We start from the raw sequence: 25,686 nt of genomic DNA, 5'->3' as shown, positions 1-25,686 counted from the left end.
AATTAAAAAATGAGGAATGTTTTATGATTTATGTTCAATATCCTCGTCACTGCGAAAACTTATTCGTCCAGAATACACAAAACCCGCAAGAGGCCACCTTAGTTACAGTGTCCATCTTATGGGTTACAGTTCAAAACGTGCGACCCCTCAACTATTGCCCCGTATTCAGTTGTGATGAAACTCGTAAAAATAGCTAGCTTTTAGTTAGCTCTATACTCAAATCCCACATTCTCTCCATATTTTCACGATCACTCGCGTATTTGGGGTAACTTGCCGAACCTAATATATTTTTCAATTGTGCTTTAGCTGACCAGTAACATGATTAGATTCATCCGAGGTACTGGATCAAATATTCTGATCTAATAATTCAAGATTAAATAAAATGAACATACGACTGCTAAAATCCTGACATATGCTTCGGCTAGAAGTAAGTTTATAGTAGCGATGTACACAATGTATGCGCTATCATAACTGTCTCTTTTTAAGAAAAAAAATTTCCTATTCTCTATATATAATCCTTAATCCTTTATGTAGTCAATATACTGCGAGTTGAATATTTGAGGGGGTGATCTTTATCGTTCATCAAAGGCAATAAGAAACTCACAGCTGTAAAGTAGACATGGTTTCAAAATAATCGTGTTACAAAGGAGAGCGTTGAAGGTGGAACTAATTAAAAACCCAAGAAGAATGAAAGTATTTGGTTTTTTTGTCGCAATAAGCTTAATTCTTAGTTTGATGATTGCCAAACAGGTTTCAGCTGCAGATGAAGATTTCCAGATCGGCGTATTCTGGGTGCCTCCTGCTGCTTACACCAACGAGACTCATTACGATTACCTCAAGGAAGGACATGTAAACTGGATTATTAATGTCGCTTCCACAGATTTGAACAGCATAGAAGTCAACAAGAAGATGCTCGAATTAGCAGCTGAAAGAGGCATGAAAGCTGTAGTTGCAGATTCAAGATTCGATAAAGTATATAATAATACCGCTACTGACGCTGAAATTGCTGCAATGGTGAACGACTATAAAGGTCTTCCTGGTTTGGGCGGTTATTATGTAATGGATGAACCCCTATTTGAAAATATCACTTACTCCGGGCATGCTTATCAACAATTTCTGCAAAATGATCCAGATTCGGTACCTTATTTAAACTTATTGCCTTATGTTTGGAATAAGCCGGAATATGAACAGTATGTGGATGAAATCATCGCTGCAACTCCCGATCTTAAATATTTAACTTTCGATAATTATCCTTTCAGAACCAATGGTACGACTAATTTTGATATCCTAGATGATTATTACACTAATTTAAAAATTATTAGAGAAAAGGGTTTGGAACATAACCTGAAAACAGGAGCCTACATACAAGCAGCTGGTTATTTTGATATGAGGCGTCCGGTTGGAGACGAATTAAGGTATAACGTATTTACATCACTTGCGTATGGTATGAAAGCTCTTTATTGGTTTCCGTATTGGCACCCGGGCATGCCTTTCGAAGGGGCAATCATTAATACCGACGGAACAAAGACGGATCTGTATGAGCCGTTCCAAAACCTGAATGCTCAAATTGAAAAGTGGGGCCCCACTTTAATGAAATTGAACTCCGTTGACGTTTATCACTCAGGTGTGATGGCAGCTGGAACGAAAGCTGTTCCCTCCGACTTTTTCTGGAAACCTGAGAATTCCAGCGATAACGTGATCATCTCCTATTTCACCGATGCAAACGGTAGGAAATATATTATGGCAGTTAATAGAGACTATGCGAATACAGCAACTCTTTCTTTCCATGTCAATTCTAACCCTACTACGATCAAAGAAATTTCCAAAGTTACAGGCTATGAGGAAAGTACGAATTATAATGCGTCAACTGGCATGGTTTCGGCTGAATTTGCTCCCGGTGAGGGACGGCTTTATGCTCTGCCGACGGAAGGTATGGGTGAGCTTCTGGTAAATCCGGGCTTTGAAGACGGCTTAACGGGATGGACAGCATACAATCCAAGTACATTGACATCTGTTACAGAACCAGTTAATTCAGGTTCTAATGCGCTTGAAATAAGTGCAAGGAGTATGAACTATACGGGCGCGATGCAGGATATAAAATCAATATTGTTAAGGAACGGACAAGGAACCTATGATTTCGGAGCCATGCTCCGCACGAAGTCGGAAGATAAGCAAACCATGTATGCAAATATATTTATTAACGATAGTAAGGGAGATCATTATTTTAATGGATCTTTTGTAGAGGCTGATAACGGAAGTTGGGTACTTTCATCCGGTTCGGCTTACATTACTTGGACGGGCGAGCTGAATTATGCACGAATCTATACAGAATCGGAAGCAGGAACCGGCATTTATTATGTGGATGATTTCAGTCTGAAGAAGCCGGATCAACCAGCAAAATTCAAAACCACTTTATCCGCTAATATGAGCTCTATCACATCCGGGACAGAATTTAAAGTAAGCTTTGGATTAAGCGATATTACCCACCCTGTTTACGCACAGGATATCAGTTTGGATTATAATCCTGCCATCATGGAATTTGTATCAGCTAAGTCTTTAAAAGAAGGGGTCAGCCTTGTCGAAATTGTTAAGGTACCCACCGGAAAGCTTCGTTTAATTATTGCTAGTGAGGGTCCAGAACACGCAATTACTGGTAACATACCAATCATAGAACTAACCTTTAAATCGAAAAAGGTTTCTCAGACAACATCCGGTTTAATCTCGATTTTAAACGCTATGCTAGCGGACGTTAGCGGGAATGAACATCAAGCAGCTGCATCTTCCGTTTCAGTAGAAGTCATGAAAGGCGGTGGCCCTGGCGATATAAACGAGGATGGCAAAATATCAATTGGTGATCTAGCCCTCGTATCCGCTAATTATGGCAAAAACAGCAACAGTTCTGATTGGCAAACTGTGAAGAAAGCTGATATTAACGGCGACGGTGTAATTGATATCCTTGATCTTTCGGCGATTGCCAAAAAAATCATCAGCTAGAATGAATAGGGAGGGGAATTCTTCCCTCCCTATATAATTGCAAGCATGTCCTTTCACAATTTCTCCGAAAACGTATGAGTCAAAGCCTGCATCCATGGAAAGGAAGGCGTTATGAAACGCAATTTATTAACTCTCTTAATAATTACTTTGCTTGGTTTGCTCTTGTCGTTTCCTGCGGGCGCGAATGCAGAGAAAGCACCATCTTTCCAAATAACCACTCTTGGTGCAGCTGATAATAAAGTGATCGTGAGTATGATAGGTAAAAATATGGTAGATTTATATGGCTATGAAGCACGATTTACGTTTGACCCTAAACACCTTGAGCTGGTGGAAACTACGTCCAATCTCGGCGGTTTCTCCATATCTCCGAAGATCCATGGTAACGAAATCGTCATCGCCCATACAAAAATCGGTAATGTACTCGGTAAAAATGGAGATTTTGTCATCGGTACCCTAACATTTAAGTCTAAGAAACTCGGACATTCCACCGTGGCATGGAAATCAATTAAGGCAGTGAATCACAATTTAGGCTATCAAAGTTATTCACTAAAGGAAAGTGTTTCCGTTAGTTCAACGAACATCGAAACGCCCAATAATGTTCAGGGTTCCGTCAATGTGAGTAAGGAAGACTTGAATAATATCAAAGACGGTAAAATTGTGATTGAAATTGTGGACGGAAAGCAAAGTGTCCTGCTCCCTGCGAGAGCCGCTGGGATTATCGGCAATAACAAGCTCGAATTGAAGTTTAAGGACTTATCTGTTTTCCTTCCTGTAGAAGTGCTGAAAGACTTACAAGATCTGTTATCCTTCGATGAATTGGAGGATTCAAAAATTTCCTTCAACTTCAATAAAGCATCTGTGGATGTTAAGAATGATCTATTGACGAATGCATCGAACAAAGCAAAGGCGAAAGTAACGGCAAACGGAGATATCATTGAATATAGCTTATCTGTCATCACTGCGAAAGGCAAAGTACAGAAGCTTACGAAATTCAATAAGTCTATTACGTTTAAGCTTAAAGTTAACTTTAGTGCACAAACAGATTTGCTTGGCCTCTACTTTATCACTGATAGCGGTGAACTTGAGTACTCAGGTGGTGTGATTGCAGACGGATATATGACTGCAGAAGTAAGCCATTTCAGTAAATATGCTGTTCTAGCATTTGATAAATCGTTTGAAGATGTTGCCAATACACATTGGGCGGCACTTGCAATTAAAGAATTAGCGGCCAAGCAAGTCGTATATGGCGTAAATGATACCCAATTCCTTCCTAACGCTAATGTAACACGCGCTGAATTTGCCGCATTTGTTGTTCGTGCTCTTAGACTAAAAGCAACAGCAGGATCATCATTCACAGATGTGAACAACAAAGCATGGTACGCTTCAATAGTGGCCGCTGCAAAAGAAACTGGAATCATTAAGGGGCGCAGCGAATCTGTCTTTGCTCCAAACGAAACGATTACCCGTGAAGAAATGGCATCAATCATTGTACGAGCTTATGAATATAAGATCGGGATCAAAGCAACGACTGAGCAGCACGATACTTTTGTAGATGCGAAAGAAATCTCTTTATGGGCTAAAGCTGATGTGAACGCTGCGTTCAAGCTTGGTTTTATCTCTGGGCGCGGGGATGGACGGTTTGCACCGAAAGTATGGTCGACGCGAGCTGAATCATCACAAATTATCGTGAACCTACTTAAAAAGCTATAGTGGAATTCCAAAATCAAAATAAAATGAAACCTTCTGCTCGATGCAGAGGTTTCATTTTTTTTCGTTTTTTTCTCCATCTGTAGTTAATGCTCGTCTTCTTCCTTGCTTATGCAGGTACGTTTATTCCGGTTTCATTGTTTCCACTTCTTGCTGCAGCTGCTCAAGGATGAAGCCGCAATTCATCATCTTTTCCTTTAAATCCTGAACCGTATAGTAATAATGATTGCTCGCTTCAAATCCGATCCGGGAATCTCTAATTACGAGATCATACAACAGCCCGACATTATCCGTTTCCTTGTGCACGATATTCATAAGCTTACGAGACAACTTAAGACGTGTATCCTCTTGTTTCGTCGCAAGATATCGGTTGCGAGTTCTGACGAATTCGATCTGCAAATAGGTGCTATGGAAATGAAAATATGCTGCGGAAGCTGCTGTTACTAAGCTGTCAAACTCGCGCTCAGCTTCAGGAAGTACAAACTTGCGCGATTTCTCTAGTAGCTGTAGTCCCTTCTTCCAACCACTAGCCAGCATCATAAACTGCTTGGCGAATACAGACTCCGGGTAAATTCCGCGCCAGCCCTGAAGATCATCATATGGAAATCCGATCATCGTTGCGTCGAATCCAGTAGGCTTCATATACAGCAGGTTAGCCGGTCCGTAATTTTGCGGAGCAGTATATAGGACGTTCAGATCAAATGGGAATTCTCGAAATGCACGGCTGAAAGCGTTAGTTGCTTCAGCTATCAATTGTCCCGCCACATTGCCGAATTTCCCTTGTAGCAGCGCACCTATTCCGATTAACTCATTGTCAGTGTCTCCCTTGTCAGTATCCCAATAATATTCTGCCGCTAACTCCAGATTGAGCGAAGGATAACCGCCTAACGTCCAGCTTAGCATCAAAGCGCTGACCCCAGAAGCGTCGAGACGATTCAGGTGCTCTTCAAGCTGCTGAAAAACAGGTAGGAACGGTACCGCCGAGCATTCCCATGTATTGTTGAACTGAACCTTCGCCGCAGTACGTAACCCACGGGCGTTCGCCGTCCGCCAACTATGCAGTGACTTCTCACCAGGTCCAACTATGGACATCGAGTAGTCAATGACCTCTCCCGGTATTCCAGCTATATTCGTATTAATCGCCTCTTCACTCACACACATGACGATCGCTTGATCCGGAAGAGCATCAATGGCAGAGGCAATATCCTGCTCCGTCCAGCCCACTTGATGGGACCATCCCCATGTCCAGCAGAGAATACGCGCATCCGGTTTCTCACGAACAGCACCTTCCACGATCAGACGGTTGACTTCTGCAACCACTTCACTTACCTTGCGCTGGCTGCAGCGAGGACAATTCGTCACACCACCGGCGGCGCGCGAATAACAATGCGTCCAGTTTTCCGACATTGTAATGGTAATTAAACCAGCCAAATCAGGTACCTCGTGAAATAAATGGGCTATACTGCTGCTGAGCAACTGTTGAACATCCGGATGGGAAGTACACAGCATGCCCTGTCCATCCTCGGTGTGACCTTGCCAATCAGGCTTATCAGCAAAAAAGGAAACAGGCATAGAACGTGGTTCATTACAGTACAAGTAAACGCCGATGCCGTAATGAGCGGCTCGTTCTACCAACTGACGAAGGCCAATTATACGTTGCTCCGAATCCACAGATAATTCTGGCGCCATATCCCATGGCACCAAACTGTACAGAACACTTTGCAGCCAAATCCCATTGATGCCTGTTTCAGACAATCTTTCTAGGAGATCGTCTGGGAACGGATTTAACTCAGGTGCAAGAAGCGGATCACCATATAAAGCGCTGTAGGAGTATATGATGCGCGTATCAAACTTCGTTGTTCTTTGGTAATTTCCTGCGATGATATACGGAACCCCACGTTTTTGCATCTGCGCGGCAATCCATTGCAGTCCTCGCATGATCCCAGCATCATCAACAGCACTGATCAAGATCTCATTCTTATGAGCATCCGCTGTGATCGTATGACTCTCTGCTAACCGAGTTCCGTCCTTTATGATTGCGATACGCATAACAGGCCCCTCAATCAAAGACGTCGATGGATGTGAGCATTGTTGAATAATCCATTTGATTCCCCAGACCTGTTCATGCTTCGATATGAATCGTTTGACCGACGTTCCCACAGCTGAATTCCCCTGTGGACAAGCAATAGTCCAGAGCGTGTCAAGCCTGAGTTCATCCGGATCCACTTCCCTCACAGGTGCAACATTTCGTATATTTTCTACCTTATATTGATCAAGAAAATCAAAAGGCTGTTCCATTCGTCTTAGCTGTGCTGAAGTTTCCGACTGTAAGTCGAAGCGATCAGTCAACGTTTTTCTTATGCGCTGAGTTTGTGCTCGTTCCTCCGCGCTTAAAGGCTGATAATGGATCGGTTCCGTCCAAGGCTTCATACTGCCTAACTTGATCCAGAGGAAGTCATCCTCTTTCAACGTGAACGCCAGACGTTCCTCTGTCCATCCGAGCAACTGCAGCAGCTGCTCGAATGAAAGCAGATGCCAGTTCGCTCGGATAATTGTAATATATCCTCTTTCAAGCCATTTCTGCTCGATATTCACGAGTGAATCTTCAAGTCCGAGATCACTAGCCGCTTCTCTAATTTGCGCTTCTGTAGCACCTAGTACTTCGGCAACTCTACCGACAGGCACTAAGCTCCAATTTCGCCATATGACAGCCTGCATACGTGTAGGGAAATGTGGAAAATTCAATGCTAGCTTGTCTTGGTTAGCGTGCAGTTCGAGTATCATTGTCAATCCTCTAATCTCCCTTCAAATTTTCTTGCAGAAAAAACCTGATCAAACACACCAACAAAATTATACACATCAAATGCATGGTGACAGCTGTCCTCCATCTGCCACACTCTTTTTTTCACGTCTTCCCATACATACTGAGCTTGGATGACATCTTCTCTATCAAGCAGCTCTAAACCACGAGTAAGTTCTTTCCAAATTTCTGTGTGAAGCTTCATATATTTCCACGAACTGGTGTGGCATTCGTTATCCTGCTTAATATTATTCTCGATCACAGACTCGAATTGATGAATAAGCGAATTAACGTTTGAAAATAAAAATTTACTATCGATCTCTTTCCGATCAGATATCAGATCCAAATTAAGTTCAAAATAAAGTTCCGACAGCTTCATCGCATAATTCAAGCATGCCATTCCATCTCTTCCATAAGCGCTTGCAAAATAATCCTCTGCCATATCACTGAAGCTTAGCTCTTTGTTCCATAATGTTCGGGCCATGATCGACATAGGAAGCCCGTTTGGAAAGAAGGATCTCTGGACCTGACAGCTGACAAATCCATTCAGACCAAGCTGTTGCAAATGAAGGATATCTTCATATAATATTTTTGAAATTTGTAAATAACCAGGGTCTCTTTGATGCGCCCACATGAAATGGTAGTCGAAATCAAAACTGTCGCCTTGAAACTGATTCCTCCAAGCATTAAGATAGCTTATATTCCCTTCCACGGATTGCGGTAAATCCAGCTTATTTCTTATAAACGTTGGAACATCTGGAACACTACTAATCGCAGCGAATGATTGCCGATATGTTCGGGTTATTGGAGCGAATTGCATAACAAAGCGACTTGGATTGACAATTCTTTCATACTCGGGTGGCCACATAAGTTCATGATAGATGAGAAATACAATGCGGGTTTCCAGCCCTCGATTCGTCAAGACTTCGTCTAATTCATTCATTAACTTGACATACAAATCGGAAGGCGTTTCAAGTACACATCGCTCGCACTCGCATTGATTATTGGAGCCGTCCGACAACCAAACATGCAGCAAATCGACCTCCGGATGCAAGGATGCATAGAGTTCGATTTCCTTGATCATTCTGCGGCGGGCTTCAGGATTCGAATAACAAAGCTCCGTATTAATGGGAATTCCCTCCCATAATTCACGCTTACCGTTCACTTGAGCGAAATACGGAGTGATCTCAGGATCAATCTCTTCTTCCCATTTCTCCCAGCTCAGCCCCTGGATTCCAAAAGGAGCGCATGTCCACCCATGCCCAACAGCTTGATAGATCATTCCTCTTTTTTGAATCTCATGCTTTGCCGCAGCGACATATGTTCTTGCTGATTCCACTTTGAAATCTTCGGTATGATTCTTAAGAGGGTTATTCAAATGGCTGTACCATCGTTCAAAGAAATGATAGGCTTCTCTGAATTGAATAAAATAGCTGTTGAATCCAACCTTTGCCATCCAATCGATCATCTCGGTGACATGTTCAACACCAACCGCTCCTTCCATACATATTCCTCTGTATCGATAAGAAGCTCGCTCCTGCACATTTATGGTGAAGGACCTAAAATCCGTTTGCGGTATATATTCACCATCCACTCCCGGTCTCACCCATCTACAACCCAGTTCAAACAGAAAACGATAGACCGAGAGCAGTACGCTGCGCGGATTCCCCCCGGTTACCCGACCATTTCCATGAGATACTTCGATCATTATCTCATCATCGTAAGGGTTCTGTTCATCAGCAGTGAATGAAGCAGATAGAAAATCGTTTGATAAGCCGATCCATAGACCATTTTCGCTCATCTCATACTTTTCTACGATTTTGAGAGTCATGCTGCAGTTTGAAATCGCTCCCAAGTAACGGACTAATTCTTCTCCTGCAAAATGGATCGTTTGGTTATCATGTTCAATCACGTAAACACAATTCTCCTGCTGTAGGTTTAAATCACGGAACATCTTACTCTCCCCCTCACAACGTTGCCACTCCAAGCACAATTTCTTGCCCTTTCTCACACGAAGCGACGATCGCATCGGCAACTTCAACCCCATGAACGGCGTCGGCGAACGAAATAACGGAGGGCTCTTCACCCTGTGCTATACAGCGGCAAATATAAGTCAACTGCTCACGTAAGCTTCCAATTGTTTGCCCATGAAGGTTCACATGTATATTCATATCAGGCGTTAGTCTGCCTCCACCATCCCATATGTGCAAGCCCGAATGGCTCGATTCGAAGTGTGCCGTTCCGTTTTGGCCGATCACTTCGATCGCGTCTGCAATTTCAATGCCTGCCGCGTCAGGTGTCATCCAATTGCTGTGTAGGACGGCAATTGCACCATTCTCGAATTCAAGGTTAGCCCAAAGCACTTCTGGAGAGGCGGAGTCTGATACCGTTCTTCCGTAAGCCCTTACCTTCACGACCCGACAACCGGCATACCAAATAGCCAAATCAATATCGTGTATCATTAGCTCGTAGACCGTATGCACTCGCTTAAAGGTATCGAATAAAAAGTTCTCTCTGGCCCGTTTCATATACATGCTCACCGGAGTACCGACCTTCCCCGAATGAATCGCCTCTTTAATCGCCGCATAACGGGGATCGAAGCGGAGCAGATGACCAGGCAGCAGCAGCCTACCGCTGTCTGCGGCTGCAGCCTGCATTTCCCGTGCCTCTTCCGGCCTGGTTGTTACCGGCTTCTCGACAAGGACATGCTTGCCCGAGCGAAGCGCTTTCAAGGTTGGCTCTAGATGTTGACTTTCGAAGGTAACTACACTGATTAAATCTATATCATCGTTTAGTATCAGGTCATCCGAATTGGAATAAAGCTGCTTAATGCCGTATTTCTGCCTAGCTAGTTCCAGCCTCTCTGGCGAGTTGTCGCAGACAGCCACTACCTCCACTTGCCAGAGCGAGCAAAAGGCTTCAAGATGATTCATCCCCCATCTGCCCAAGCCAAGAATACCTACTTTTACTTTGTCCATAAGTTCACTCCCTCTCTATAAATTCGGCGGAACCTCCAGCCGTTCGAAGCAAGCCTGTGCATTCTCGATATGCTTCCAAGCATCGGTTAACAGAAACATGCCATGCCCCGGAAAAAGGCTATCGATGTGGAGTTGGTGCAGTTTGACGACCGTATCCGCATATTCGGAAATGATACAATCCCAAATGTTCTGGATAACAACCTTTCCTCCGGCAAACACAGTATCCCCACTGAACAACAGCTTTCTCCCATCCCTCTCAAACAGAAGAGCAATATGACCCCGTGCATGGCCCGGCGTATCGATTACCTTCAGTACGGTATCTCCGATGACGATCTCATCATTTTCCTGTACACCCCGGGTAACAGAGCATCGCGGAAATTGGTAATCCTTCGGATACACACCCGCTTTTACCGCAGCAATGATGCTAACCTTATCTCTGTCTCCCCACTCAATCCAGGGTTGGATTTCCTTTGAAGTTATTACCGCAATTCCATACCGATGTTGAAAATAGGCAGCACCTGCCGCGTGATCGCCATGTCCGTGGGTAAGCACCAAATACTTGATTTGTGAGGGAGCGATACCTATGCGTTCTATATTCGCAACGATCTGCTCGGGATTCACTCCGCCCCCTGCATCAATCAGTGCATACTCCCCATTGCCTCCATCCAGCAAATAGACATTGCAATCCATCGAATCGCTGATCTGAGCGCCAAATTTACCGCTGCCGACCATGAAAATGCCCTCGTCGAGCTTGATCATGACGGAATGTAAGCGATACACTCAATTTCCACGCGCATGCCAGTAGGAAATTTGCCAATTTCAATTGTGCTGCGAGCTGGCGGTTCCTCTTGGAAAAATCTACGGTAAGTCTGATTGTATGACTCAAATTCGTTGAGGTCATCAATAAAGGAGGTCACCTTGACGACATGCTCTAATGAAGTTCCGGCGGCCTGTAAAATTTCACCCATATATTCGAGTACGATGCGCGTCTGCTGTTCCATATCTCCCGGGAACAACAGCTCTCCCGTCACGGTATCAAATGGACATGTTCCAGCTACATAGACCATATCGCCAAGCTTTACGGCTTGAGAATAAGCACCACTTGGTTTCGGCGCCTTATCTGTATATATAATTTCTTTTCTCATCGCTAGCCTCTCTCCTCTTGATTACCCTTATAGGTACAGGCCAATTGATAATAAAATTCAGCCGCCTGAACAACCTCATTGACTGTAACCCATTCTTCGGCAGAATGAGCCTGTTCGATCGAGCCTGGGCCATATACAATAGAAGGAATGCCTTTCCATGCTTGAAGCTTACTTGCATTGCTTCCGTACGTAACGCCTCGCAATGATGAATTCATACCAAGCGTTTCGGCAGCCTGCTGCGCCGACCGTACAACTGCAACGTCATGCGGTGTGTTTAATGCGGGATCGAGCAGCAGCGGTTCTATGGTTAGCCCCGTTTCGCTCAACTCTGCCCTTATATCCCGTTCAAATTCAGATAATACCAGCTCTGGCGACTCCCCCGGTACGATACGGCGATCGACGCTAATTTCACAGGATTCCGGAACGATGTTAATCTGACTGCCTCCGCTGATCGTGCTCACAACAATCGTTGGTTTCCCGCACAATGCACTCCTGATCGTCGCCAGCTCCGGCTCCACGCGCTCCCGTATATAGCGGACGACGTCCATCATCGCATAGATGGCATTCTCTCCCTTGTGCGGAACCGAGCTGTGTGCGGACTTACCGTGCGTCTGCACAGTAAATCGAGCACAACCCTTATGCTCCACGACGATGCCAAGCTCTGTCGGCTCGCCAACAACAGCTCCTGATAACGGAAAATTAAGCGACATGAACTGAGTTAGTCCCTGGAAGGCGTATTCCTCGTCAACTGAAGCACAGAATACAAGATCCGCGTTCAGACGCTCTGGATGTTGCGCGCATTGTTCCATCATGTGAATCATGCCGGCCAATGCTCCCTTTGTGTCGCAGGCTCCCCTACCATACAACCGACCTTCGCGGTAAGTAGGTACAAACGCATTTTCCATACTCCCGATCGATACAGTATCCATGTGTGCCTCGAATAGCAAAGCTGATTCCGGCTTACCTACCCGCAATTCAGCGATAATATTGTCACGTCCATCAACAACAGGCTGCCGGGTGACCTGTAGCCCCGCCTTACGCATACGCTCCTCGATATAATCAGCAACGTCTCTCTCTCCTCGCGCATCCTCCGCATAATGTGGATTTACGCTTTGAATGCGCAGCAGATCGTCCAGAATCCGTACAGCTGGATGCGCTGTACTTTCGGTATCAACCGCCGATGATAAATCCATCCTTCTCACTCCTAAAGCCAATTAATGTGATCGTATGACCAATCCTTCGTCTCAGGCAGCTCCCTGAATTCGTTGAACGACCGAAAAATATGTTGGCGCATTACCTTCTCAGCGTGATCCGGATCGCGGCGTACAAGCGCTTCAATCAGCTCCGCATGCTGCTCGACTTCCTTTTTTTTCGTGGATACCCGTCCAAGCATTCGAGCCGCAAGCGCAATATGAAAGGTGATGGAATCATAACTTGCGCTTAACCGGGACTGATTGGACAACCAAATGATGCTTTGATGAATAAAACTGGACTCCTGCAACAAGGAATCAACAGTATCGTCTTCCAACTTCCTCTTCATCTCCTCGAAGTGCTGCACCAAAGCATCTATTTGACTATCGGTAGCAAGCTGAACAGCGAGCCGAATCGCTAGCCCTTCCAGAACAGAACGAAGTGAATACACTTCGTAAATATCCTTCATGTCAAATGTGCGAACCATCGGTCCCTTGTTTGGCAAAATCGTAATGATGCCTTCACCCGATAATAAACGAATTGCTTCCCGAACTGGCGTCTGGCTAATGCCAAGCTCCTTCGCGACCTTCGTTTCCACGATACGGTCACCTGGATAAAGTTGCCCATCCAGAATTTGCTGCTTGATATACTCAACCAAATCAACGCTCATGCTTTGTTTTTGCAAAAAGGTTTGTCTCGTTATTGGTGCTTTCATAGGTATACCAGCTTTCCAAAGCGAAATTTATTCTGCGACAATATTGACCTGAGAAATCACAGTTAAGGCTTTAGTAATATTTTTCCGCTTGTCACCTTGCCAGCAACCAAATCAGCAAACGCCTTATCCCCCTCAGCAAGCGGTCGAATCTCTGTCCAGCCCTCTTCTGTTATTTTTCCTGTGGTTAGCAGATCTACAGCATCATGAAAATCCTCACGCGTATAGCAGAACGATCCTAGTATTTCGATTTCACTACGTATCAAATGATTAATAGGCAGTACCGTTTCATCTATTCCAAGACCAATGTTCATGAAAGTTCCGCCTGAATTAAGCAACTTCATCGCTGTTTCTCTGGTCGGTTGGAAGCCGGCAGCATCGATTACGACATCGATCCCTTTGGATCCAAACACTTGCTTCGTCCGCTCTTCCAGATTGCCCTCGAGCGCATTAGCAGTTTCTGCGATCCCGACACTTCGGCACATCTTCAATCTTTCCTCATTCGTATCGACAATCATGACCTTCGATGCACCAAGAAGCACTGCTGTCTTGGCACAGAGCAAACCGATACCCCCCGCACCGAAGATGACAACATTGGCAAATGTATGTCGTTCCATTGCTCTTCGAGTTGCCCGAAGCGAGCAAGCAAGGGGCTCAGCAAGAGCAGCACGATAAGAGCTCACTGATTCAGGAACTACCACTGTAGTATCGGCCGGAACAATCGCCCACTCCGCAAATGCCCCTGGATGATGAATACCAATTATTCTTCTGCTCTTGCACAATTGGGGCAACCCTTTTCGGCAGCCAGCACATTCTCCGCAGGAGAGAAGAGGATTAACTACAATTTTCTTACCTATTAACGCTTTATTAACTTCATCACCGACCTGCTCTACAATTCCGCAAAACTCATGTCCCATAATCAAAGGGGGGGTGCGAAGGCTGTTATGCCCCATATACCCTTCTATTTCCGAGCCGCAAATCCCGACAACCTCGATACGTACCAGCACTTCATTAAACAGGGGGATGGGGCGTTCCCGATCTTCCCAGTCCATTCTTTCCGCGGCATTCCACACTAACGCTTTCATCTAAGTACCTCCATTCTATTTCATGGCCGTTTCACGATCATTTTTGAATGATTCCAATGCATTGAACAGCTTATTTATATCCTCTTCATCGTTGAACAAATGAATGGATATCCGAAACCGTCCGTCTCCACCCCATACGTAAATATTATGCTCGCTTAAATAACGAGCAATGGATTCTCCTTCTTTGGCAACTACGCTGATGTTCCCTGCCCTTTTGTCAGGGTCTTCGGGCGACATCACCTCATAACCACATTCCAGAAGCCGATCAATGACTTTGCTGCCAAGCGTCAAAATATGCTTCTCAATCTGATCGATTCCATGCTCCAGTAGGAGACCTGTCGAGAACCGGGTTGCATAGACCGTAGCGTAGCTCGGATAACCTAGCTCGAAGCGGCGAGCATCTTCATGAAACTTGACGGATTCGAAACGGTCCGAGCCAAACATATCGTGAACACTTCTCCATCCTACTGAACGAGGCTGAAACGCCGCTGTTCTTGCAGGGTTTACTGCGAGAATACCCATACCATGAATGGATAGTAGCCATTTATAGGAGCTGCATACCACAAAATCCGATTCACTCATATCAACCGAAACTGCACCAAGCGACTGTGTAGCGTCGAGTAAAAGCAGTGTTTTGGTATTCTTGAGTTGCGCATATAATGAACGGTAATCTAATCTAGCCCCACTCAAATAACTCACATGACTTGTCATGACCAATCGCGTACGCTCATCCACTTGCGCCATGATGTCTTCAACGGTTATTCTCCATTGCCTATGATTCACAACCCGAACTTCCAGCCCCTTCTGCTTCATCAAGACCCACGGCAGAACACCTGAAGGAAATTCCAAATCATTGATCACAATATTATCGCCATCATTGAAATCTAGCGATTGTGCAATCATAGAGATCACTTCCGATGAATTGGACAACAAAGCAATATCAGATGGCTTGCCGTTTAAGAGCCTCGCTAAATTAACTTTGCATGCTTGCTCGATTTCGGCGTTATGATCACGTCCATGCGGTCCTTTGCTTCTATAGTTGAAATAATCAGCTACGGCATCCAGACAACCCTGGTGCGGAGGAACTTCAGCTCCATTGTATAACCAAGTTTGATCTTGTAATCCGACAAAAGACTGCTTATTAATCAATGCATTCATAGGCTTCTCCTAGTCTTTTTTAATAATGAAATCATTCAAGGTCCATCTGATGCACCAGTCACAAAGGCGTACCGACTAGCAGCATAGAGCACTGCTAGTCGGTGTAAATGTCCGCTGAACTTACCCTTTGATTGAGCCAACCAACAAACCTTTAATAAAATATTTTTGTAGGAAAGGATATACACAAGCAATTGGCAAAACGGTAATGACTGTAATGGCCATCTTAAAGGTTTGTGGTGTAATGGCACTCATTTGCTTTTGCCCCTGATCTCTTAATTGCTCTAGCGAATTGATTTGATTCAACGTGTTATACAGCACATATTGCAAGGGGTACAAATTAGGAGACATCGTGTTATAGATTTGTGTATCAATAAAAGCATTCCACTGATTGACACATTCAAACAACACAACGGCGGCAAACACAGGTGTACAAATCGGGAATATCACTTGAAAAAATAGCCTAAAATCGTTCGCCCCGTCGACTACGGCAGCTTCCTCCAACTCCTTAGGCAATCCTTCAATATACGTTTTGATTAACACCATGTTGAAAACGGAAACAGCACCTGGAAGAATATAGATCAAGAAGGTTCCCTTCAACTGGAGATAACCCATCAACAGATACATCGGGATGATCCCGCTGGAAATGTAAAGCGTAAACACGAAATATTTGCGGAAAAATTTCACACCGCCCAAATCACTGCGCGTGAGCACATAAGCACCCATGGAGGTGAAAAACAACATTACTGCAGGACCAATCAATGCACGTGCGATCGATACGAGGGCCCCTTTTAAAACCGCAGAATCCCCGAGTGCTTTCACGTAAGAATCAAACGTAAATCCTGTTGGAAACAGAACAAGTCCGCCCTTCAGCATATTCGGACTGCTCAGGGAATAGCTGATGATATAAATGAATGGAAATACCATGAGTAACAAAATGAACAGCATAAACAAAAAATTGCCGATATCGAATAGGGTGCCGCTTATCGTTCGTTCCTTCATCTTGTTCTCCTATCTAGAATATGGCTTTCCCCGTTGTTTTTTTGGCGATGGTGTTGACTGACATGATAATAATGAGACTTATAATGGTCTTCATAATGCCAACCGCTGTCGCATAGGGATAATTAAGCAATTGCAGTCCGTATCTATAAATGTATATATCGAGAACCTCCATCTTCTCCCAGTTCGTTGTATTGGTGAACAGGTAAAACTGCTCGAAGTTGGAATTAAGTATCCACCCACTGTTCAAAATTAGTAGTACAATTAGGGTCGGGATAAGGTTCGGTATAGTAATGTGCCACATTCTCTGAAATCGGTTAGCTCCGTCTATTTGGGCGGCCTCATAGAATTCAGATGGAATCGAGGCAATAGCTGAAATAAAAATGACGCTGTTGTAGCCCAAAAATTTCCATACCCCTATTAGGATAATAAAAGCCCACGAGTACATAGGATCCCCAAGCACATTAATGCCTTCGTCGATCCATCCCCACTGCACTAAAGTTTCATTTATCGCACCTGAAGAGGTAGCAAACAACGCGCTTGAAAGAGAGTAGATAATGATCCAAGATATGAAAAAGGGAAAAAAAGTAACGGTCTGAATCAGTTTACCGAAGAAACGCTGTCGGATTTCATTTAATAGAAGAGCGAACAGGAAAGCCGTTCCTAAGTTGGCAAAGAGAGCTCCTATATTAATCGAAAGTGTATTTCGTAATAGGTACATATAGTCATTTGTTTCCGTGAAGAACGCTTTGAATTGCTGCAATCCAACCCATTCCGAATTGAACAAAGGAAAACCGGGCTGATAATGAACAAAGGCAATCATCCAGCCAAAGAGAGGAACATACGAGAAAGTAAATACTATCAAGACAGCCGGTATTAGCATGGCATACAAATATCGTTGTCTAACGATTTTTGTGATCATAATTTATCCTTTCCGCAACTCGGAAGAGATGAAGAGAAGCAATGAAGATTGAACCGATTGTCGATCCAAATATCCATTACTCTCATCATCCTCAAGCCCTTAACTCACCTTATTTTAGTTGATTTAGCTGTGCTTGCTTTTCCTGATAGAGTCGGTTATATTCATTGATTACAAGATCCGGATTCAGTTTTTGGTACTCGCTGACGATCGATTGATACAAGGTATCGAATTCTTCATCATTTTTTGGTTTGATGATCAAGTTAGTAGAATTTTTCACACGGAAATCGACCATCTTCTGATGCAATGTACCAAGATCAGATGTAGAGTCTATGGAAACCGTTCCAGCAATACCGGTATTGGCCACTTCTCCGGTCTCTAAATAATAATCCTTGGAGCTCTCCCAGCCCAATGCGTTATAGGCTTCTCTCATTTCTTTTGTCAAGCCTAATTCATCTTGAATGATTGGATCGAAGCCCATGGTGTAAGGAACTCCGTCCTGTCCGTTCGTCAATACATTACCTAAGAAGTTGAACAATCCGAATCCTACGCTTCTTTGTGCATCCATATCAGTCAACGTCTTCTTGTAGGCTTCAGTCGGTACACGTTTACCATCGACAATCGTATATTCTTCTCCTTCGAATCCGGACTGCAACAAGACCCGCCCTTCCTCAGTCGCTGCCCACGCCAGCAATTCCTTAATTCTCTCAGGTTGCTTGGCATTTTTAGTAATAGCGAAAATATCGAATGGGCGTGTATCCTCTACGCGAATTTGACGTTTCTCGTTCCGCTCCATCTGCGTCATACTGCGAACTGGCATGTTGATATATTGCATCTCTGGATGTCCGGCGTCGATTAATCCTTGATTCGCAGTTGACAGTCCCCATACCACATACCAGGAAGACAACACCCTGCCACTATTGAGTTTCTCAACAAATTGATCGTATTTATCTGTGAATGAGTCCTTATCTAGTATTCCTTCTCGATAAAGCTTATTGAAGAAGCCCAAGCTTTCTTTCACATATTCATTCGTCATCGTGTCTTCAAATTTTTTGTCTACCTGATTCCAAATGACTCCCATATTTCCGGCAGCCGCTGTATACCTTCCACCCTTCTCATACATGATGGTGGAAATACCTTGCATTCCCCAAGGCTCAGCGAAAGGTACAACCATACCAAGTGTCTTCTGACCGTTTGTAGTCGGATTATCCTTCAATGCCTGCTTTAGGAATTTAATATAATCCTCAGTTGACAGTAAATTCGGCCAACCCTGCTGCTTAAGTACGTCGGTCCGCACTCCGATATCGAGAACCTCTATATAATTTTTGAAATCAACCGGTACACCACCCTCCCACTTGTATAGCTTTCCGTCTGGGGCAGTCAATTTCCATAATGGGATTTGCACGCTGAACATTTTGGCGAAGTCTGGTGATTTTTCCACAAAATCATCAAGTGGAAGCAGAGCGCTGGCACGCACATATTTATCAAACGTGGCATTGTCCCGAATTGTGATGATTTCCGGATAATCTCCACCAGCCAACATCAGATTTAATTTATCTGTATAATTGCCCGGTGTTTGAACAAAATCAAATACGATATTAAATTTCTCTTTAATAGCTTTTCCGATTTTAGTTTCGTCGCTTCTTTTAATCTGATCATTATCTTGGGTAAGAATTTTTATGACATATTCTTCTTGCGGAGGCACTGCAGCCTCGGTCGTGCTGCTCGAAGTGCTCTCCGGGCTAGTACTTGGTTCAGTTGCAGATGGAGTAGAATTTCCAGAACTACACGCCGCGGCCAACAAGACACAACCAATCAGAACCATTAACATAAGTTTTCTTTGAGATGCTTTCAATTCAATATCCTCCCTTTGTTTTCAACTACTTTGTTAACGCTTACAGTTTATAGGATATATGATGTACAATCTCTTTCATATGTTTATACGTTAGTGGCGTTATGTCTATATTTTACCCACTTCCTTACGATGTGCTTCCCGGTACTGCGATGCGGTTAGACCCATACATTTTTTGAATGTTTTGGCAAAATGGAAGTAATCCAAATAACCAGAGCTTTCCGATATTTCTTGAATGGAAAAACTCGTTTCGATTAATAATCTACAAGCATTGGCTATTCTTTTCTTAGTCAAATACTGCAGGAAGGTTTCGGAGGCTTCTTTTCGAAACAATTGGCTAACATAACTTGGATTCAGATTCATCTTTTCAGATATCATTTGCAGAGAAAGATCTTCTTTGAAATGCTCGTCAATATAAGCCACGATTTTGCCAAAGGTGGTTGGAGGAAGGATTTTGGGGCTTGGCGCGAAGGAACGATTGTAATGGTTCAGTAGCAGAGATTTTAGATAAGCGATCATCTCATTTACATGACTGAATCGATTCGATAATTGCTGATAGGACAATAATTGCTCTTCTTCCAGATTATAAACATGGAATAAGACCATATTATATAGAGACACTGCGTTCCTTATCGTAAACGATCCCTCAGCAATCAAAGATTCGATTTTCTCGGTCAGTTCATTAACAAGTCCCGAATTCCGAGTCTGATTCAACTTCCATAGAATCTCCTTGATCTCAGCTAAATTACCGCTTGGAAAACGAGTACTCCAAATCCCCTTATTTCCAGTGATGAAGAAGCGATGTGCTGCGACACTTGCATCCCCGATCGAATTAATGAGGTTCGTGGGATCATACACACAGTTACCAATTCCAATGCCTGAAACCCCTTCTGGAAGCTCTTGGGGAAGCGAATCTGTTAGTACTGTTGTGTGGCCACCTCGAATGATATAGGCTTTCAGACTTTTACCTATCTGCAGAGAAATATATGGAACTCCCACTGGAATTTGCAGATTAGCGGTGCCCACAACAACGACGGCCGCCGCACCGATTCTCTCATCCCAATCAAAACCTAACTTGCTCATAGTTTCTAGCAACAGCTGGTTTGAAAATCCTTCGTTCTCCTGAAACATAGTTAACAATTCCATATGAAGGATGGCTCTATTCCTTTGCTGCTTCTTGCTAAATTGGTCCAACACCTCCACAATTTCTGCCTCATCAAATGGCTTTAGACAATAGGATAGCGCCCCGTATTGAATCGCCCTTCTGGCATATTCGAACTCCTTATATCCAGACGTTACAATAAAGCTAATATCCCTGTTTAATTCATTGCTTTTTCTTATTAATTCCAAACCATCCATTCCTGGCATACGAATATCAGTAAACACCAGATCAGGCGAAAGTTGCTTGATTTTCTCATACCCATCTATTCCGTTGAATGCTTCAGCTATAATCTCATATCCGAGAGATTTCCAGTTGACGATCGACTTTAAACTTTTTACAATCCATTTCTCATCATCTATCAGCAGTACTTTAAGCATTAGCTTCTTCTCCCCTCTGTGGCAGCAATAGCTGAACCTCTGTACCCTTGTCCTCTTCACTGGCAATCCTTAGTCCATAAGGAGTACCATAAGCAGTTCTTATGCGGTTGTGAACGTTTACAATCCCGAGATGTTCATTATCGTTATTATTGATTCGCTCAAGAAAGTCCTCACCCGCAGCCAGTTCCGCCTGGATGGACTCCAATTTTTCATTTGTTATTCCAAGCCCATCATCCTTGATCCGTATGACGATATCACCTTCTAGTGTCATCTGTCCTCCGAGCCACAAATTCCCCTTTACCATTCTGTTCTCGAGTCCGTGAGTGATTGCGTTTTCCAAAATTGGCTGAAGAATCATTTTGATAACCCTATATCTTAATAACTCCTCTGGAAACTCAATATGAATCTCAAACCGGTCGTCGAACCTGAAATGCTGCAGCTTTAAATAAGACTTTGCGATATCCAGCTCTTCACCGAGTTTAACTATATCCTGACCTTTAATACTATATCGAAGCATCTTGCCCAGCGCTGCAATCATATCTCGTATTTCCATTGCACCGACTTCATTGGCCATTCCTCGCAGCGATTCTAGCATATTGTACAAAAAATGAGGATTTACCTGCAGCTTTAAGAATGCGAGCTCCGCCTGCTTCTTCAATAATCCCAATTTCATAATTCTCGTTTCAGATGATATAACTTCATCGGTCAAATGATCAATTTCATCCAACATACCGTTGAACCTATCGGCCATTACCATAATCTCGTTATATCCAATCAACTCTATTCTCTTTTGACTGTGATAGATATTCTTGACCTTCTGGACCTGAATAAACCTCATAAAAGACTTGATTGGCTCAAGTACGTTACGGCTGATTACCCAAAGTAGTAAGCACATGAAGGGGATAAAAATGATCAAAATCCACCCGTATACAACTTTGATTTTTTCCAATCCCCGGAACAAATTCTGTTTCGAGTAGATGTTCACTATTCTCCCTTGAAGATCAGGCAACTCCGTTGTTTGAATGATGTATTTTTCATTATCCTTAATCGCGGCGGTATCCAGTTTTCTCCCGATCATCGCCATATCGTTGCTAGAGGAAACCGTCCCATTGCGATCCAATACATAGAAGTTTCCAAAGCCATTCTCAAGCATAGTGTTAAATTTCGGAAACAGTGCGTTCAAATCCAATATGACAATAAAATAACCTAGCGTATGCGATGGATATATGTTGTTAATTTTGGAACCGATAATAAAGTAATGATGACCGGCACCGTTATCAACCATTTCTTTTAATCCAGCATAATAGGGCTTCAATCGTAAGTCCGGACTATTTTTCATTTCCTCAATGGTATCTATTACCGTCTTCCTCTTGTTTTTATCTGACATGAGGTTCACATTATTACCATTTTCACCTATGATGGTCATATCGACTATCCCGTTTTCAAGCTGACTAATGGTGGTGAATTGGGAGTCGACCTTTTTAAATAAGTCAATCTTATCGATTAGATCAGTGGATTTTAAATACTGATGAACATCCATATTGTAAGAGGTATTAATGACCAATCCGTCAATATTCTCGATTTGAGATTGGATATATTGTGTAATTTTATCCAAAAGTTCGATCGAATACTCTTCGTTTTTTTCATAAATCATTTTCTTAGATTGAGAATAAGTCAAGAGCATGACCACTGCGACGACCGATACGAAAAGAATAAATATCATTAAAAATTGTAACTTAATAGGCCTTTTCTTCAAATAATCCATCGAATTTCCTCCCTGATCAGATGGGGGATTGTAACATACGACTTACCAATTTCCCCCAATATATCATTCCCGCGAAACAGAGGCAATATTATAATAGAATTAATAGATAGCGGCAGAATCAACTGGTTACAGCAAAAAAAACCGCCAGTAGGGCGGTTTTTTTTTGCTGTTAAATGTCGGGGAGTCTGGTCGTCAAATCCGCTTCGACGTACTGCAGCCGTTCGAGAATGAACGCACAATTCAGCTTCTTTTCCTTCAAATCTTGAATCGTATAGTAATAATGATTGCTCGCTTCAAAGCCGATCCGCGAATCCCGGATAACAAGTTCGTACAACTGCTGAACGTTATCCGCCTCCATGCGGACGAGCTTCATCAGCCTACGGCATGCCTTAAGCTGGGTATCTATGTGCTTCACAGCCAAGTAGCGATTGCGTGTTCTCACAAATGTGATCTGCAAATATGTGCTGTGAAAATGAAGATAAGCTGCGGTAGCCGTTGTCATCAGGTCATCGAATTCGTGTGCGGCTTCCGGCGGCACGCGTTTGCGAGCTTTTTCTAGTTGTTGCAGTCCTTTCTTCCATCCGTTTGCTAGCTTCTTGAACTGAGCAGCGAAGACGGATTCCGGATAAATTCCACGCCAACCCTGAAGATCATCGTATGGAAATCCAATCATCGTCGCTGCCTGACCCGTAGGCTCTAGATACAGCAGATTTGCGGAACCGTAATTTTGCGGAGCGACATACAGCACACTTAGATCGAACGGAAATTCCCGGAATGCTCGGCTGAATGCGGCCGAAGCGGCTTCGATCACTAGACCCGCGTCGCTTCCAAATTTACCCTGTAGCAGTTTACGAATACCACTCTTAGCTACATTGCCAACGTCCATCTCCATATCCCAGTAGTATTCTGCCGCTAGCTCTAAATTGAGGGAAGGGTAACCTCCCAGCGTCCAACTTAACATCAAACTATCAATTCCTGAATCATGTAAACGATTCAGATGCTCCTCCAGCTGCTGAAAAACAGGTAAAAATGGAACTGCAGAGCATTCCCATGTATTATTGAACTGTACCTTCGCCGCCGTCCGCAGCCCTCGCGATTTGGCCTCTCGCCACGTACTTAATGCCTTCTCTCCCGGTCCAATGTTGGACATCGAGTAATCGATCACCTTGCCTTGAATGCCGGCAACGTTCGTCGGAATTGCTTCCTCGCTTGTACACATGACAATCGCATGATCAGGTAGTGCTGCAATTGCAGTTGAGAAATCGCTCTCCTTCCAACCCCAAACCGTACTCCACCCCCATGTCCAACAAAGAATGCGTGCATCTTTCTTTTCTTTGTACGCGCCTTCTGCAATTAGTCGGTTCACTTCACCTGTCACTTCACCAGGTGACCTCAGACTGCATCGAGGACAATTAGTCTTACCGTCAGCCGCTCGAGAATAGCAATGAGTCCAATTTTCCGACATGGTAATCGTAAACAAGCCTGCCAAATTGGGCACCTCGCGGAACAAACGGGAAATTGCGCTGCTGAGCAGCTCTTGTATGTCTGGATTAGACGTACATAGCATCGCTTGTCCGTCCTCGATATGCCCCTGCCAATCCGATTTATCCGCGAAGAAAGAAACGGGCATGGACCTCGGCTCATTGCAGTACAGATAGACACCGATACCATATCGCGCAGCACGTTCCACAAGCAGACGTAATCCGATGATGCGCTTCTCCCAATTGTGGGATAATTCCGGTGCTGGTTCCCATGGCACCAGGCTGTACAGCACGCTTTGCAGCCAGACCCCGTTGACACCCAGATCGGACAGCCTCTCAAGCAGCTCGTCCGGGTATGGGTCCAACTCGGGTTCGAAAAGCGGATCCCCGTAAACTGCGCTATAGGAGTAAATAATGCGCGTATCGAATTTGGAACTGCGACGATAATCTCCCACAGTTAAATAGGGAACACCGACTTTTTGCATCTGCCCGGCAAGCCATTGCAGCGCACGCATCACACCGGCTTCATCGACGGCACTAATCATAATCTCATCAGCTTTTACCGAGATCCTATGGCTTTCTGCAAGTAGGGAATAATTCGGCGCAATTTCGACATGCAAGACAGGTCCTTCTAACGCAGATTCTCGCCTTAGCACCCACTTGCTGCCCCATACCTGCTCATGCTTGTTCACGAAACGTTCCGCAGCAGCCTCAATCAGAGATTTCCCTTCCGGAAACACAATCGTCCATGGAACATCCAGCCTTACCTCATCCGAACGTGGATCCCGTATCGAAACACGGCGCTTTGCATTCTCCTTATACTGTGTTAGAAAATCGAAAGGCTGTTCGAGTCGATCCGAAAAAGCAGTCGTAGCTTCTTCTATTGATTCAAAGTGCGTCACTGCTGTCTCTTTTATCCATCGCGTCCGTTCACGCTCCTCCGGATTCAATGGACGGTAGTGTACCGGTTCGATCCAAGGCTTCTTGCTGCCCAGCTTAATCCACAGGAAATCATCTTCCTTCAAAGTGAAGGCTAGTTGCTCCTCTGTCCAACCGAGCAGTTGCAGCAGTTGCTTGAACTGCAGCAGATGCCAGTTGGCGCGAATAATCGTAATATAGCCTCTTTCCAGCCATTTCACTTCGTTCCTATACGGCGATTCTTCAAGCCCAAGCTCCCAGGCAGCTTCCCTAATTTGCGCCTCCGTAGCGCCAAGCACCGACGCTATTCTGCTAATCGGCACGAGCCCCCAATTTCGCCAAATAACAGCCTGCATTCGTGTTGGGAAATGCGGCAATGTTAAAGCTAGCTGGTCCACGCTTTCCTGCAGCTCCAAAATCATCTCAAACACCTCATCCCAATCATT

General features: G+C 44.1%; 17 protein-coding genes. 2 read left to right on the top strand and 15 right to left on the bottom strand.

Annotated elements, in window-relative coordinates:
- Positions 1–660: 660 nt before the first annotated feature.
- Together AC0YN7_RS07140 and AC0YN7_RS07135 are read left to right on the top strand one after the other, a co-directional pair.
- Positions 661–2,994, top strand: a complete 2,334-nt coding sequence (locus tag AC0YN7_RS07140) for a carbohydrate binding domain-containing protein (protein WP_475809268.1) — start codon at positions 661–663, stop codon at positions 2,992–2,994.
- Positions 2,995–3,105: 111 nt separating this feature from the next.
- Entirely contained in the window at positions 3,106–4,704 is a 1,599-nt protein-coding gene (locus tag AC0YN7_RS07135) for an S-layer homology domain-containing protein (protein WP_475809267.1), read from the top strand.
- A 120-nt stretch (positions 4,705–4,824) separates the two neighbouring features.
- Here AC0YN7_RS07135 and AC0YN7_RS07130 read toward each other — a convergent pair whose 3' ends face one another.
- The 15 genes from AC0YN7_RS07130 to AC0YN7_RS07060 form a co-directional block, all read right to left on the bottom strand.
- Positions 4,825–7,491, bottom strand: a complete 2,667-nt coding sequence (locus AC0YN7_RS07130) for a hypothetical protein (RefSeq protein WP_475809266.1) — start codon at positions 7,489–7,491, stop codon at positions 4,825–4,827.
- Positions 7,488–9,455 carry a DUF4838 domain-containing protein gene (locus AC0YN7_RS07125; RefSeq protein WP_475809265.1) on the bottom strand — a complete coding sequence of 656 codons (1,968 nt, stop codon included), beginning with the start codon at positions 9,453–9,455 and terminating at the stop codon, positions 7,488–7,490. Before AC0YN7_RS07125 ends, AC0YN7_RS07130 begins: the two co-directional genes overlap by 4 nt.
- A gap of 13 nt (positions 9,456–9,468) precedes the next feature.
- Positions 9,469–10,479 carry a Gfo/Idh/MocA family protein gene (locus AC0YN7_RS07120; protein ID WP_475809264.1) on the bottom strand — a complete coding sequence of 337 codons (1,011 nt, stop codon included), beginning with the start codon at positions 10,477–10,479 and terminating at the stop codon, positions 9,469–9,471.
- Positions 10,480–10,494: 15 nt separating this feature from the next.
- Positions 10,495–11,259, bottom strand: a complete 765-nt coding sequence (locus AC0YN7_RS07115; protein ID WP_475809263.1) for an MBL fold metallo-hydrolase — start codon at positions 11,257–11,259, stop codon at positions 10,495–10,497.
- Entirely contained in the window at positions 11,235–11,624 is a 390-nt protein-coding gene (locus tag AC0YN7_RS07110; protein ID WP_475809262.1) for a RidA family protein, read from the bottom strand. Before AC0YN7_RS07110 ends, AC0YN7_RS07115 begins: the two co-directional genes overlap by 25 nt.
- Before the next feature lie 2 nt (positions 11,625–11,626).
- A complete protein-coding gene (locus AC0YN7_RS07105; protein WP_475809261.1) occupies positions 11,627–12,817 on the bottom strand; it encodes a M20 family metallopeptidase in 1,191 nt (396 codons plus the stop codon).
- An 11-nt stretch (positions 12,818–12,828) separates the two neighbouring features.
- Positions 12,829–13,530, bottom strand: a complete 702-nt coding sequence (locus AC0YN7_RS07100) for a GntR family transcriptional regulator (protein ID WP_475809260.1) — start codon at positions 13,528–13,530, stop codon at positions 12,829–12,831.
- A gap of 62 nt (positions 13,531–13,592) precedes the next feature.
- A complete protein-coding gene (locus AC0YN7_RS07095; protein ID WP_475809259.1) occupies positions 13,593–14,612 on the bottom strand; it encodes a galactitol-1-phosphate 5-dehydrogenase in 1,020 nt (339 codons plus the stop codon).
- Positions 14,613–14,627: 15 nt separating this feature from the next.
- On the bottom strand, positions 14,628–15,770 hold the full coding sequence (locus AC0YN7_RS07090; protein WP_475809258.1) for an aminotransferase class V-fold PLP-dependent enzyme: 1,143 nt from the start codon (positions 15,768–15,770) through the stop codon (positions 14,628–14,630).
- 120 nt (positions 15,771–15,890) lie between these two features.
- Positions 15,891–16,769, bottom strand: coding sequence for a carbohydrate ABC transporter permease (locus tag AC0YN7_RS07085; RefSeq protein ID WP_475809257.1), 879 nt, complete (start codon positions 16,767–16,769; stop codon positions 15,891–15,893).
- Positions 16,770–16,782: 13 nt separating this feature from the next.
- The gene (locus AC0YN7_RS07080; RefSeq protein WP_475809256.1) at positions 16,783–17,688 is read right to left on the bottom strand and encodes an ABC transporter permease; all 906 of its coding nucleotides are present in this window, start codon (positions 17,686–17,688) and stop codon (positions 16,783–16,785) included.
- 109 nt (positions 17,689–17,797) lie between these two features.
- Positions 17,798–19,540 (bottom strand): extracellular solute-binding protein, encoded by a 1,743-nt coding sequence (locus tag AC0YN7_RS07075; protein ID WP_475809255.1) that lies wholly within the window; start codon positions 19,538–19,540, stop codon positions 17,798–17,800.
- Between the two features lie 105 nt (positions 19,541–19,645).
- Complete coding sequence (locus AC0YN7_RS07070) at positions 19,646–21,076, bottom strand: response regulator transcription factor (protein WP_475809254.1); 1,431 nt, start codon at positions 21,074–21,076, stop codon at positions 19,646–19,648.
- Positions 21,069–22,841: a sensor histidine kinase gene (locus AC0YN7_RS07065; RefSeq protein WP_475809253.1), complete on the bottom strand. Its 1,773-nt coding sequence runs from the start codon at positions 22,839–22,841 to the stop codon at positions 21,069–21,071. The genes AC0YN7_RS07070 and AC0YN7_RS07065 overlap by 8 nt, the downstream gene beginning before the upstream one ends.
- Before the next feature lie 169 nt (positions 22,842–23,010).
- On the bottom strand, positions 23,011–25,662 hold the full coding sequence (locus tag AC0YN7_RS07060) for a hypothetical protein (protein ID WP_475809252.1): 2,652 nt from the start codon (positions 25,660–25,662) through the stop codon (positions 23,011–23,013).
- Between the last annotated feature and the right edge of the window lie 24 nt (positions 25,663–25,686).

Source organism: Paenibacillus sp. J31R122, from assembly GCF_056269185.1.
The sequence above is the reverse complement of the archived record's forward strand: the minus strand, read 5'-3'. Positions and strand labels throughout refer to the sequence as shown.

Bases quoted from the DNA above. Each gene is read 5' to 3' on its own strand.
- AC0YN7_RS07090 (WP_475809258.1), bottom strand. From the start codon at position 15,770: ATGAATGCATTGATTAATAAGCAGTCTTTTGTCGGATTACAAGATCAA.
- AC0YN7_RS07135 (WP_475809267.1), top strand. From the start codon at position 3,106: ATGAAACGCAATTTATTAACTCTCTTAATAATTACTTTGCTTGGTTTG.
- AC0YN7_RS07105 (WP_475809261.1), bottom strand. From the start codon at position 12,817: ATGGATTTATCATCGGCGGTTGATACCGAAAGTACAGCGCATCCAGCT.
- AC0YN7_RS07085 (WP_475809257.1), bottom strand. From the start codon at position 16,769: ATGAAGGAACGAACGATAAGCGGCACCCTATTCGATATCGGCAATTTT.
- AC0YN7_RS07060 (WP_475809252.1), bottom strand. From the start codon at position 25,662: ATGATTTTGGAGCTGCAGGAAAGCGTGGACCAGCTAGCTTTAACATTG.
- AC0YN7_RS07070 (WP_475809254.1), bottom strand. From the start codon at position 21,076: ATGCTTAAAGTACTGCTGATAGATGATGAGAAATGGATTGTAAAAAGT.
- AC0YN7_RS07095 (WP_475809259.1), bottom strand. From the start codon at position 14,612: ATGAAAGCGTTAGTGTGGAATGCCGCGGAAAGAATGGACTGGGAAGAT.
- AC0YN7_RS07100 (WP_475809260.1), bottom strand. From the start codon at position 13,530: ATGAAAGCACCAATAACGAGACAAACCTTTTTGCAAAAACAAAGCATG.
- AC0YN7_RS07120 (WP_475809264.1), bottom strand. From the start codon at position 10,479: ATGGACAAAGTAAAAGTAGGTATTCTTGGCTTGGGCAGATGGGGGATG.
- AC0YN7_RS07110 (WP_475809262.1), bottom strand. From the start codon at position 11,624: ATGAGAAAAGAAATTATATATACAGATAAGGCGCCGAAACCAAGTGGT.
- AC0YN7_RS07125 (WP_475809265.1), bottom strand. From the start codon at position 9,455: ATGTTCCGTGATTTAAACCTACAGCAGGAGAATTGTGTTTACGTGATT.
- AC0YN7_RS07080 (WP_475809256.1), bottom strand. From the start codon at position 17,688: ATGATCACAAAAATCGTTAGACAACGATATTTGTATGCCATGCTAATA.
- AC0YN7_RS07065 (WP_475809253.1), bottom strand. From the start codon at position 22,841: ATGGATTATTTGAAGAAAAGGCCTATTAAGTTACAATTTTTAATGATA.